Genomic DNA, 11,810 nt, shown 5'->3' on the forward strand with positions numbered 1-11,810 from the left:
AAGGAATGTCGTATGAAATGCGGCTCACGCTTAAATCGAACACACGGATGCAGTCTCCCCAGACCACAAACACAATACATAGGCAGGCACACACTAACCTCCCCACCAACGAAATGGCGTTAGTCGCTCACAAGAATCGTAAAACGCTCACTTACCTCTCAAAACCGAGGCGTTTTGGCCCCAAAAAGCTAACACAATTTATTACTCTAAATTTCTAACGCCATATTCGATAGCAGAGGTAACTGACTGCGCTGCCAACTCCCTTCGGCGGCAGTTACGCCCCATGCCGCCCTCATATTATCGCTCAATCCGGCACAATCGATAGCACCATACGAACAAGCCGTCAGATGCGGAAAACACTGCAATCGTGTGCCATAGTGCGCTCACGAGTAACGCTGCATTCCAGCATTGGTTTCCCTCACCTTACTTGCGGTCTTCCCTTATTTTAGCCACCTTTCCACTTTGTAAGGACAGTCCCAACACCATCCATTGGCGACATACCAAACATAATGCCGTGTCATTGCTTGGAAATAGTGTTTTCAGCCTGATTTTCTGCGGGAAAGATGATGCCTCAATCATGCCTGAGCAGACGCCCTGCCCCAAAGCGCTTCGTCCCCACCTCAATGGTGTCCGGTACACCTAATGACGGGGCCGACCGACCTTCCCGGTCTCATGATACTTTCATAAATCTGCAAAAAGACTATATACGCCTGACGTTCGACCTTCTGGGGGACGGACTAACTGCGCCGGTTGGCGCCGCCGCAATTTCTGATTTTCTTCGAATGGCCAACTGATGAACATTATGAACCCAGCCTCTGCACCCACCACGGAAGTCACGCTCCAGCCGCTTCCTTCCGCGTCTGGACAGCTCCGCCGTTACGGTGATTTTGCGACATTCCCGGATGCGCTGGATTATGCAGCACTGGGTAATGCCGGGTTCAACATCTATTCTGGCAAAGGCGTTCTGCTAGAAGCCTTGCCGTACAGTAAGCTGCGGGTACAGGCCATTGAGACAGCAAAACGCCTGCTGGGGATGGGATTGCAGGCGGGCGACCGTGTAGCCATTGTTGCGGAAAGCGACGGTGACTTCGCCCGTATCTTTTTTGGCTGCCAGTACGCAGGCCTTGTTGCGGCCCCCCTCCCCTCCCTGTCGCGTTTGGTGGCAAAGACGCTTATCTAAGCACCCTGCGCGGCATGATCACCAGTGCACAGGCCAGCGCTGTTGTTATTCCGGACATTATTGAAGGCTGGACGGATGATATTGTAAGCGGGCTCGGCCTCGTTTTTGCTGGCTCTCCCAGAGAGCTTATGGCTCGCCCCGTGCCCGATATGGAACTGAGTCCGGTTGACCCCGAGGCCCTCTCCTACCTTCAGTTTTCTTCTGGTAGCACCCGCTTCCCAATGGGTGTTTGCGTCTCGCAGCGTTCCGGCATGGCCAATGTTGCCGCCATTGCTCATGATGGGTTGCAGGTCAAAGAAACCGGCGACCGCTGCGTGAGCTGGCTGCCACTGTACCATGACATGGGGCTTGTTGGCTTCTTTCTGACCCCCATGACCTGCCAGCTGACGGTTGATCTACTGCCAACGCGTGAATTTGCACGCCGCCCGCATGTTTGGCTGGACCTTATTAGCCGCAACCGTGGCACCATCGCCTACAGCCCCTCTTTTGGCTACGAGCTTTGCGCCCGCCGCCCTGCCGCCGCTGGCCTTGACCTCTCCTGCTGGCGCGTAGCCGGTATTGGTGGCGATATGATCCGCGCCCACATTCTGCAAGAATTTGCGGAACGGTTTGCCCCTGCCGGATTTAGCGCAAAAGCCTTTGTAGCCAGCTACGGCATGGCCGAAGCCACACTTGCCATCAGCTTTGTGCCCCTCAATACGGGCATTGAAACAGATACGATTGACCTCCCTCTGCTGGAAAGCAAAGGGATTGCCCGCGCACCAACGTCCCCCTCCACCCCCAGCAGAACCTTTGTCATCTGCGGGAAGGTGCTGCCCGGACACGCCATGGAAGTGCGCGACCCGGACGGACAGGTACTCAAGGACCGTGAAATCGGCACCATTTATGTGCGTGGCCCAAGCCTTATGTCTGGCTACTTCCGTATGCCCGAAGAAACCTCGCAGGTTCTGGACAAGGACAAATGGCTGAACACGGGTGATCTGGGCTACATGCTGAATGGCCAGATTGTTGTCACCGGTCGCGCCAAAGACCTGATCATTATCAACGGCCGCAATATCTGGCCGCAGGATCTGGAATGGTCGGCCGAAACGCATATTCCAGCACTGCGCAGCCGCGACGTTGCTGTTTTCTCCTTGGAAAAAGACAACCATGAGGAAATTGTGGCGCTGATCCAGTGCCGCACAACCAACCCTGAAGCGCGCGAAGCCCTGCGCACAGAAACAGCAAGCCTCTTCCGCAGGCTGCATGGGGTTGATGTCTCGGTTGTTCTGGTTCCGCCTCACACGCTGCCGCAGACTTCCTCCGGCAAACTGACGCGCGCCAAGGCCCGTACGATGTACGTGAACGGAGCATTTGCCCAGCAGCCCGAAGTGGCCTGACAGGCATACCGTTCACCCCCTGTGAGGGAGAGGCTGGTCAAATCCGGTTTTTTCTCTCATAAGGCGGCCACAGCGGGCAGAAGCTCGGCTTGATATTACTGCCATAAAGGATGAAGGACCCAACATGAGCGAAACCGTTGAAAGCGTTTCCGCGCTGATCATCCAAAAGCTTCTTGCCAATCCCAAAGTCCCACGCGACATCGACGGCAACTGCAAGATCATGGAAGATCTGGCATTTGACTCTCTCGCAGTCATGAACTTTGTCATGGAAGTGGAAGACAGTCTGGACGTATCCGTCCCGCTCGACAAGCTGGCGGACATTCGCACGATCAATGACCTTGCCGCCTGCATTGTTGATCTGAAGAACAAAGGGTAAGCGTGCATGGCGTCTCTGTTTTCCAAATTTGAGGGCCTTGCGGGCGCTCTTGGCTCTGTTGTAGCGGCTGGTGGACGTAATCCTTTTGCCGTTGTGATTGAGAAGCCGATCTCATCCACTGTTGGGATTATCGAAGGGCGGGAAACCCTGCTGTTCGGCACCAACAACTATCTGGGCCTCAGCCAGTCGGAGCGGGCCATCAAGGCGGCGCAGGCAGCAGCGGCAACCTGTGGTGTTGGCACAACCGGCTCCCGCATTGCCAACGGAACGCAGTCTCTCCACCGCAGTCTGGAACGCCAGATCGCCGATTTTTTCAAACGGCGTGACGCCATGGTGTTCTCCACAGGGTACCAGGCCAATCTGGGCATGATATCGGCGCTGGCCGGGAAAGATGACTTTCTGCTGCTGGATGCAGATAGCCATGCCAGCATTTATGACGGCAGCCGCCTAAGCGCTGCACAGGTTATCCGCTTCCGCCACAACAGCCCGGATGATCTTTACAAGCGCCTCAAACGTCTGGATGCCCCCAACAGCGCCAAACTGATTGTTGTAGAGGGCATTTATTCCATGACGGGCAATGTTGCCCCCATGGCAGAGTTTGCCGCAGTCAAGCGGGAAACTGGCGCTTACCTGATGGTTGATGAAGCCCATTCCTTTGGTGTTCTGGGCGAGCATGGTCGTGGCGCGGCTGAAGCCGAAGGGGTGGAAGCCGATGTTGACTTTGTTGTCGGCACCTTCTCCAAAAGCCTTGGCACAGTCGGCGGCTACTGCGTTTCGGACCATCCGGAGCTGGAACTGGTTCGTCTGAACTGCCGCCCTTACATGTTTACCGCGTCACTCCCGCCTGAAGTTATTGCGGCTACAGGCGCAGCGCTTGAAGATATGATTGCGCACCCCGAACTGCGTCAGCAGCTTATGTCCAACGCAGCACATCTCCACGCGGGGTTCATGAAGCTGGGGCTGAACGCCAGCAAACGGGTCAGCCCGGTTATTGCCGTAACGCTGGATACGGTTGAGCAGGCCATTCCCATGTGGAACAGGCTTTTGAAGCTTGGCGTGTATGTCAACCTCAGCCTGCCACCTGCCACACCTGATTCACGCCCATTGCTGCGCTGCTCTGTTATGGCGACACACACGCCAGAACAAATTGATCAAGCCATTGCGGTATTTGGTCAGGCGGCTGTGGACTGTGGCGTGCCCCTACAGGCAAACGCCGCATAACCCTCTAACGCTGTTTAAAGGCCCCTTGCCGCCAGAGCTTCCACAGCACTGGCGGAGCCGCCAGAAGTGGATGCTTTTCCGCAAATGGACTAAGGGCTATTTCTATTCCGCTATGCCGCCTGACTTTCCATGCGGCATAGCGCGCACTCCCCTTGAATGTATAAACGGCCTTGATAAGCCGTAGAATATTGAGCGGACGCCCCAGACGGGCGCGCAAACGCCACTGATGCTGGGCTTTTGCCCTTTGGCTCTCCGCAATATCCGGGGCCACATTCCCCGCGTCCTGCACAAACGTTATGCCAGCAAGTTGCCAACAGGGTAGCAGGACGCGTTCATAATGGTCCTGATTGGCATCAACTATACCGCTACTCCGCCGACCGTTTTCAACCCGCAGTTCCGCTTTATAGGTGTTTGCGTATAGCGCGTTCCAGAACGCCGTAAGTGGCCCTCTGTCTGGCCCCAGCAGAGCCGCCCACCTTGCTGCCGTAACGTTGGCCCGCAGAATGCACTGCGTTATGGCATGACCAGCTTTTATATTCTGCTGCCAGACCAGACGCACAGGTTGGGAAAAGCGCGCCCAGACCGTGGTATTGAGCGTAGCAAAACCCGTTAACGTACGCAGTTGCGCCAAAGAAAGAATAGCAACCTTGGCCCGCATAGCGCGCCCCGCAACCTGCAACTCTTTATATTCAACATTGGGAGGCAGCACGGCATTGGCCAGGCAGGCTAGCCGGGAACGCGGCCAATCCGACTGCTTGCTTACAATAATGTAAAAATCGAGCAGCGTATCGTCATCAATCCCGCTCCGAAGGCCAGAGCCGTAAAACAGAACTCCCAGTGGCCGCACGGTCCCCAGCATCTGCTCCACAAACTGCGTCACCTCGGGGGCTACTGGTGTAGCCAGTTCATGCGCGAGCAAATGCATCAGCTGGTGCGTCGCCTCCCTGCGCATACTGCGTTCGGTCCCTGCCATTTGTTCAGCCATTACGCATAAAGAAAGGAAACAACTGGCCCCGCCTCAATGGTGAAGTCTTCGTCCTCTCCCGGCTCCAGAATTTCACCATCCAGCACAAACGCCTCGGCTGTGTGCATTTGGAGTGCCTGCACTGACCCACTCTGGTAAGCGGGCATCCGACGCAACCACTCAGGCGCTTTACCACGCAACAATGACCACACGGCCCTCATCAGAGAGGGCGGGTAAGCCGCCACATCCAGATAATGCATACCATGACATGCCGCGCCACCGGCCCGCCAGAACGGCCAGACACCATAGGGCAATGTGTTCAGAGCCGTGCAAAGCACCATAAAATGGTTCCGCACGTTACTGGCCTTGCCATCGTACTCCAGTCTGGCAGGCGCACCAGCCATCCAGCCATCACGCTGGCGCGGAAGCAGAAGTTGCATAACAGTCATAACCAAAGTTGCCACAACGGCCATGTCATGCGCATAGCGTTTAAGAACAGCCGGGTGGTGCGCAATGCTTATGCCACGGCCAAAAGCTCCCATTCCGCCAAAAAAGCCAAGCACATCTGCGCCATCATGCCCTTTACGCCGCACAACCAAAGGCCGCCGCTGTTTGACTTTGAGCATCGCCTGCCCCGAGCGCAATTCGGCCTGTAAAAAGCGCAAAGCCTCAGCCCCACGCTTGCCATAACCAACATCCGCAGCAATCAGGTTGGTATTGCCTGATGGAATAACTGCAACGGGCGGCCATTCGTCTTTTGGCCAGGCAGAAGCATGTAGGGCGCTCAGCACCTTGCCGACTGTGCCGTCCCCTCCGTCGACAACAATACAGGACACTCCACGCGTGCGCAGGTCCTCCACAGCAGCCTCTAGGGCCGCATGTGTGCTGGGTGCGTAAAACAGCATATTTGGCACAGCCTGAAGGCTTTGGAGGTAGTCCGGTCCGTTTTTCAGGTTTTTCCGGCTAAACGGATTGTAAATAAGGGCTAGATGGTCGGGCACGCAGGTACTCTATAATGCACATGTTGCAGGTCGGTGCTTTTGCCCCGGCTCGGCTCAGTGGTATAAAGAGCCGGAGCGCGCTTGTCACATATTGTACGCTGGCAGCGCTCCTGACTGGAGAACTAATTTTTTTGGCCAGCGTTCATATTGCCCATTTTTCCGACCCGCATCTGCCACTGACCAGCCTGCCTTCATGGCGGGAATGGCGCGTAAAGCGTGTTTTAAGCCTGTTCAGCTGGTTCTCCCGCCGCAGGCATCTGCACACGCCTCCGCCGCTGGAGCAGGTCATGCGCGATATTCATCAATTCCACCCGGATATGGTAGCCATTACGGGGGACATGACTAATCTGGGCCTCCTGTCCGAATTCCGGGCGGCGCAACGTTGGTTACAAGACCAGCATCTCCCTCCCACCCTGCTCGTACCCGGCAACCATGAAGCTCTGGTGCGTGAGCGGAGCGCCGAAAAACGCGCTCTATGGGCTCCCTGGCTCCATATGAGCGAGAACCAAAAAGCGCCCTCTGTTCTGATCCGGGATCATGTAGCACTCATTGGCCTGAACACGGCCGTCCCTTCTTTTCCTTTTCTGGCTACAGGACGCGCCGGGCGGGAACAGCTGGACCTTCTGGCCAAGACGCTGAAAAATCTTGGAGAGACTGGTTTATGCCGCATTGTGCTGCTACATCACCCTCCGGTCACCAGACTGGTGGACAAGCGTAAAGGGCTGACGGACCTGAACACCCTTCAGGACGTCCTGCGGCAGGAAGGGGCGGAACTGGTGCTGCATGGACATTCCCACCGCGCAACCTTCTGCACTATTCCGGGAACGCAGATTCCTGTTGTGGGAACAACCTCCGCTTCCCACATTGCAAATAGCCCGGAAAAAGCCGCAGGCTGGAACCGGATTACCATTACCGCCCTACCCGGCACATGGGGTATTGATGTGCAGCGCAGAGCACTTGGCACGGATGGTTTGATGCACAACTGTGAGACTGGCGGCGTTTACACACTCAATCGCCATTTACCGAAAACCACAGTATGACACCCTCCATGCTGAACGTGCCTGTTTTACGCCGCATTGCCCAGCGGTTCATGCCGACAACGCTTGACCGTTACCTGATCAATCAGGTCATCCCACCGTTTGCCATCGCGCTGGCTGTGGTCATGACGGCGCTTTTGCTTGAGCGGCTGCTTGTTCTGTTTAATCTGCTGGCAGCGGGCAACAACAAACTCGGGACGTTTGTTGAACTTCTGACTGCGCTGCTGCCCCATTATCTGGGACTTGCCATACCGGCAGCACTCTGCGTGTCGGTCTTTGCCGTCATGCGGCGCATGAGCCAGAATGAGGAAATTGACGCAGCCAACAGCAGTGGCCTTTCCCTACTGCGAATTACACGCCCCTATATCCAGTTAGGGGTCGTTCTGGGGGTCGTCTCCTTTTTGCTTTACGGGTTTATCCAGCCCCACGCACGATACGATTTCCGGGCTGCTTTTTACTTTGCCAGTCACACCGGGTGGGCACCACGCCTGCAACCCCGGATGTTCGCCCGTCCATCGTCCGATCTGACCCTTGTGGCCGAGGATGTTACACAAAGCGGGTCGGAACTGAAGAATGTGTTTATTCACGACACATCAGAGCATCAGGAACGCAACATAACCGCCCATACAGGCCATATCCGCCTTGCTCCAGATGGAAGCACCGTACAGTTGGATCTGGAAGACGGAATTATGGTGTCTGATTCGGGGGATAAGGCCCCTACCCTGACCACGTTCCAGCACTCCACGCGCTACCTGACCCACGCGGCCCAGACTGCCCCGTTCAGAGAACGAGGCGAGGATGAGCGTGAGCTAACCTCACCAGAGCTGATCCGAAACCTCATCCACCGAAGCGGGAATATTGCACAGCCGCATATGTGGTCGGAGCTACACTTCCGCCTTGCCCGTAGTTTGACCATTCCATTTATTCCCCTGCTGGCAACAGCACTGGCCATGGCCCGCAAGCGCCAGCGCAACAATGCTGGCCTGCCTATTGCTTTTATTCTGATGGTCAGCTTCGACCACATCCTGCAATTCGGGCACAGCATGGTCGCAACCAAAAAACTGTCCGTGCTGATCATCTGGCTCCCCGCTTTGGTGTTTATCGCACTTTGTGTTGCGCTGCTTCTTTACCGTTCGGGTACATTTGACCTGTGGCGCGCCCGCGGAACAAAATCGACCGCAACCCGGCCGGCATGAAGAAAACCGTATCATGAGCAAGCCCTCCCCAAACTCACGTTACGTTCTGCTGCGCTACCTGTCGGGCGCTCTGCTTTTTCGTGTGGTGTTCTGCTGCTGTGTGCTGGTCAGTCTGCTGGAAATTCTGGCTTTGCTGGAGCAGACAACCCCTATTCTGCAACGCCACCTTGGTATTTCGGGCATTGTGAATTACGCGGCCATGCGGCTGCCATTCCTGCTGTCTGGCGCGCTCCCGCTTAGTGTACTCATCGGTGCGTTGCTGATGCTGACGCAAATGACCCTTGCCAGCGAAATGGCCATTCTTCGTGCAGCGGGTCTGTCCACCCTTGGGTTATACAAATACCTTGTCCCAGCAACGCTGCTCATCGGCATGGCGGGCATTGTTCTGGACGACCAGATAACCCCACGCTCCGAGCAGGCGCTGGCCGCATGGTGGAATCGGACGGACCCGGCGCCGGAGGATGGGCACTCCTTCTGGTTCCATGAGGGCAAAAACCTAACCTATGTGGACCACGTTGCTGATGGTGGGAACGTACTAGGCACCGTTAATGTGTACATACGGAATAACCAGAACATGCTGGTTAGAACCCTACATGCCCCTAGAGCCCATTATACCGGCGCTGATGGCTGGACCCTGTATGATGTGGACGGCCTGGATATTGACCTGAAAGACCAGAAAGTCGACCGCCTGCCCCGGCTGCCAGCCATGCCGTGGAACACGACTCTGTTCCCGCGGGACTTCATCCGGCTCTCCACGGGTAACGCGCCGCTCTCCACATCCACAATTATTGGCATGTTGCGCGGGCAGGTTCCCTCCGATTCAAGCCCCGGCTTTCTCAAGGCCGGACTGATGGAGCGGTTCCTCCGCCCGGCATCACTTCTGGTTCTGTTGTTGATCGCAATGCCAGTAATCTATATCCCTCCACGGACGGGGACACGCAGTTGGTTGCCAGTATGGTGTTTAGGGGCCGGGCTGCTGTTTATTGTTGTGCAGGGACTGTTGCGGGCCATGGGTAATGCCGGCCTGCTCCCGCCTCCGGTTGCAACAGTTCCCGCGTTGATCATTTTTACATTGGGAGCACTGACTGTGCTTCTGAGGAACGAAACACGATGAGCGGAACTCTGAACAACCCCTCCCTCAAAACTGGTCGCAGTTTTGATCTGGGCAAGATGGATCTCCGGCAGCTGTGGATCGCCTATCTGACGTATCCAACCATCCTGCTATACTTTGCCCTTGTTATTGCCAGCGCATTTGTTTCTGCCCATTTTTTTGCTGGCTGGCCTAAAACTCTGTTCGCCATGCTGGCCGTGGTGCTTGTGTATCCGGTTGTATGGTACCTGCTGCACCGCTACGTGCTGCATGGACGGCTACTGTACAAAATCAAATGGACCGCGGCTCTGTGGAAGCGCATCCATTTTGACCATCATCAGGACCCGCATCTGCTGGACGTCCTGTTTGGTGCGCCAGTCACCACCCTGCCTACCATTGCGGTCATCACGCTCCCCATTGGGTACCTCATTGGCGGTGCTGGCACGGCGGCAGCCGCATTTAGCACCGGCGTTGCCATTACCTGCATTTACGAATTCTTCCACTGCATCCAGCATCTGAACTACAAACCCCGTTCAGCCTGGATCCAGCGCATGAAAGCGCGCCATGTGCTGCACCACTTCCACGATGAAGATGGCAACTTTGGCATTACCAGCTTTGTTGTAGATCGGGCTCTTGGCTCTTACTATGTGGATGCAAAGGCACGCCCACGCAGCCCCACGGTGTTCAACCTTGGGTATGATGTTGCAGAAGCATCCCGTTACCCTTGGGTCATGGAACTGACCGGCGCTCCCCCGCGTGACCGGCCCGATGGTGCCCGCCCCGAGCAGAAACGCGCGGCATGACCGCCGCTTCCGCCATTACCGCTCTGGTTCTTGCCGGCACACGCCCCGGCAAACCAGATCCGGTTGCCGTAGCTGGAGGCGTTTCCCACAAGGCACTGCTCCCTATTGATGGCGTGCCCATGGTTGTACGGGTGGTTAACGCCCTACAGGCGGTGCCCGCCATTGGTCAGATTGTGGTTTGTCTGGAAGACCCGACTGTTCTGGACGGGGTTTTGCCCGCAAGTGTGCAGGTTGTTCCCTCCCGCCCGGAAGGACCAAGTGCAAGCGTGCTGGACAGCCTTGCCCGGCTAGGCACGCCCCTGCTGGTCACAACAGCGGATAATGCCCTGCTTCAACCCCAATGGGTGGAAGAACTACTCAATAAAGCTGCCGCTCAGACCGACCTTGCCGTTGGTGTGGCAACGCAGGCCGCCATCCAGCAGAGCGTGCCACAGACAAAGCGTACCTATATCCGCCTGACGGACATGGTGTTTTCGGGCTGTAACCTGTTCTACTTCAAAACCTCAGTTTCCGCCCGCGTTGCAGACCTATGGCGAAGCGTGGAAAAAAACCGCAAGCACCCCCTACGGGTCGCATGGACCCTTGGTCTAGGTATCCTGTTACGCGCAGTTCTGGGTAAGCTCTCCACTCAAGCGCTCTATGCCCGCATCTATGCCCTAACCAGCGCACGCGCCGAGTTGGTGCCACTCTCCGATGGGCGGGCTGCGGTAGATGTGGACAAGGAAGCCGATATTATTCTGGCTGAAAAACTGGCGCCGCTCCTTAAGGCGCAATACGGAGGCTGAGCCGGGTTTATCCCGGCTTTCATACTGGCATAATACGCGCCAGCAACGTTGGAATATCCTGCATGGCAGCGGCTTTTACTACCGCCTTATCTGCCAGTTCCGGTGCTCCGTATCCCCAACCAGCAAAGACAAACGGGCAACTGGCCGCCTGAGCCGCCAGGCAATCTGGCGGCATATCTCCCACCATAACACTACGTTCCGGGGCGCTACCTGCCTGCGCAATGGTGCCCAGCAGATGCCGCGCATCGGGCTTGCGGGCGGCAAAACTATCGCCTCCTCCCACAGCGGCAAACAAGTCCTCCAACCTGAAATCCGACAATATGCGGCGTGCGGCTTTTTCGGGCTTGTTGGTGCAAACCGCAAGCAGCCACCCCTGTGCCCGCAGGGTACGCAACGCGTCTTCCGTACCGGGAAACAGGCGGGACAACCGCGTGGCGCGTGGCGTGTAGGCCGCCATAAAACGGCTGACTGCCTCCTCGGTAGAAATCGGCATGACCTGAGCCCTGCCAGACTCTTCTGCTTTTTTATCCAGACTGGCCCTGAAGGCCCGCTCCACCAAAGCCTGCACTCCGTTCCCCACCATGCTGCGTACCTGCATATCAGACAGTAGCGGCAGGCCACACTGGGCCAGAATTTCGCAACAGCACTCCGCCAGATCAGGCAAGGAATCCAGCAAAGTCCCGTCCATATCGAACACGGCCAGACGTAATGCAGACATATTGTGCCCCCTCCCCGTAAACTTCAGAAAACTTTTATGATATTGGCATGGAGTTTTTCC

10 protein-coding genes and 1 pseudogene are annotated in these 11,810 nt (G+C 56.5%); 8 read left to right on the top strand and 3 right to left on the bottom strand.

Features of this window, described 5'->3' with window-relative positions; genetic code table 11:
• Positions 1–793: 793 nt before the first annotated feature.
• The 3 genes and pseudogenes from AGA_RS09440 (at position 794) to spt (ending at position 4,156) form a co-directional block, all read left to right on the top strand.
• Positions 794–2,559 (top strand): annotated as a pseudogene (locus AGA_RS09440) (fatty acyl-AMP ligase).
• 124 nt (positions 2,560–2,683) lie between these two features.
• Positions 2,684–2,935: an acyl carrier protein gene (locus tag AGA_RS09445; protein ID WP_025826198.1), complete on the top strand. Its 252-nt coding sequence runs from the start codon at positions 2,684–2,686 to the stop codon at positions 2,933–2,935.
• Between the two features lie 6 nt (positions 2,936–2,941).
• A complete protein-coding gene (gene spt, locus AGA_RS09450) occupies positions 2,942–4,156 on the top strand; it encodes a serine palmitoyltransferase (protein ID WP_059024034.1) in 1,215 nt (404 codons plus the stop codon).
• 4 nt (positions 4,157–4,160) lie between these two features.
• Here spt and AGA_RS09455 read toward each other — a convergent pair whose 3' ends face one another.
• Together AGA_RS09455 and AGA_RS09460 are read right to left on the bottom strand one after the other, a co-directional pair.
• Positions 4,161–5,129: a hypothetical protein gene (locus tag AGA_RS09455; RefSeq protein ID WP_408735965.1), complete on the bottom strand. Its 969-nt coding sequence runs from the start codon at positions 5,127–5,129 to the stop codon at positions 4,161–4,163.
• 11 nt (positions 5,130–5,140) lie between these two features.
• Positions 5,141–6,121, bottom strand: a complete 981-nt coding sequence (locus AGA_RS09460; RefSeq protein WP_083503610.1) for a diacylglycerol/lipid kinase family protein — start codon at positions 6,119–6,121, stop codon at positions 5,141–5,143.
• 131 nt (positions 6,122–6,252) lie between these two features.
• Between AGA_RS09460 and AGA_RS09465 the strand changes: the two genes are divergently transcribed.
• From AGA_RS09465 to AGA_RS09485, 5 genes are read left to right on the top strand one after another with little or no spacing between them, the layout of a single operon-like run.
• Positions 6,253–7,161 (top strand): metallophosphoesterase family protein, encoded by a 909-nt coding sequence (locus AGA_RS09465; RefSeq protein ID WP_231945774.1) that lies wholly within the window; start codon positions 6,253–6,255, stop codon positions 7,159–7,161.
• Positions 7,158–8,354: an LptF/LptG family permease gene (locus tag AGA_RS09470; RefSeq protein ID WP_059024036.1), complete on the top strand. Its 1,197-nt coding sequence runs from the start codon at positions 7,158–7,160 to the stop codon at positions 8,352–8,354. Before AGA_RS09465 ends, AGA_RS09470 begins: the two co-directional genes overlap by 4 nt.
• A 13-nt stretch (positions 8,355–8,367) precedes the next feature.
• Entirely contained in the window at positions 8,368–9,468 is a 1,101-nt protein-coding gene (locus tag AGA_RS09475; RefSeq protein WP_059024038.1) for an LptF/LptG family permease, read from the top strand.
• Positions 9,465–10,247, top strand: coding sequence for a sterol desaturase family protein (locus tag AGA_RS09480; RefSeq protein ID WP_059024040.1), 783 nt, complete (start codon positions 9,465–9,467; stop codon positions 10,245–10,247). Before AGA_RS09475 ends, AGA_RS09480 begins: the two co-directional genes overlap by 4 nt.
• Positions 10,244–11,032 (top strand): nucleotidyltransferase family protein, encoded by a 789-nt coding sequence (locus AGA_RS09485; RefSeq protein ID WP_059024042.1) that lies wholly within the window; start codon positions 10,244–10,246, stop codon positions 11,030–11,032. The genes AGA_RS09480 and AGA_RS09485 overlap by 4 nt, the downstream gene beginning before the upstream one ends.
• Before the next feature lie 19 nt (positions 11,033–11,051).
• On the opposite strand, the gene AGA_RS09490 is transcribed toward AGA_RS09485, so the two are convergent.
• Positions 11,052–11,750, bottom strand: coding sequence for an HAD hydrolase-like protein (locus AGA_RS09490; RefSeq protein WP_059024803.1), 699 nt, complete (start codon positions 11,748–11,750; stop codon positions 11,052–11,054).
• Positions 11,751–11,810: the final 60 nt, after the last annotated feature.

The sequence above is a fragment of the Acetobacter ghanensis genome (assembly GCF_001499675.1).
GTDB classification, from domain to species: Bacteria; Pseudomonadota; Alphaproteobacteria; order Acetobacterales; family Acetobacteraceae; genus Acetobacter; species Acetobacter ghanensis.

Bases quoted from the DNA above. Each gene is read 5' to 3' on its own strand.
- AGA_RS09445 (WP_025826198.1), top strand. From the start codon at position 2,684: ATGAGCGAAACCGTTGAAAGCGTTTCCGCGCTGATCATCCAAAAGCTT.
- AGA_RS09490 (WP_059024803.1), bottom strand. From the start codon at position 11,750: ATGTCTGCATTACGTCTGGCCGTGTTCGATATGGACGGGACTTTGCTG.
- AGA_RS09480 (WP_059024040.1), top strand. From the start codon at position 9,465: ATGAGCGGAACTCTGAACAACCCCTCCCTCAAAACTGGTCGCAGTTTT.
- AGA_RS09475 (WP_059024038.1), top strand. From the start codon at position 8,368: ATGAGCAAGCCCTCCCCAAACTCACGTTACGTTCTGCTGCGCTACCTG.
- AGA_RS09470 (WP_059024036.1), top strand. From the start codon at position 7,158: ATGACACCCTCCATGCTGAACGTGCCTGTTTTACGCCGCATTGCCCAG.
- AGA_RS09455 (WP_408735965.1), bottom strand. From the start codon at position 5,129: ATGGCAGGGACCGAACGCAGTATGCGCAGGGAGGCGACGCACCAGCTG.
- spt (WP_059024034.1), top strand. From the start codon at position 2,942: ATGGCGTCTCTGTTTTCCAAATTTGAGGGCCTTGCGGGCGCTCTTGGC.
- AGA_RS09485 (WP_059024042.1), top strand. From the start codon at position 10,244: ATGACCGCCGCTTCCGCCATTACCGCTCTGGTTCTTGCCGGCACACGC.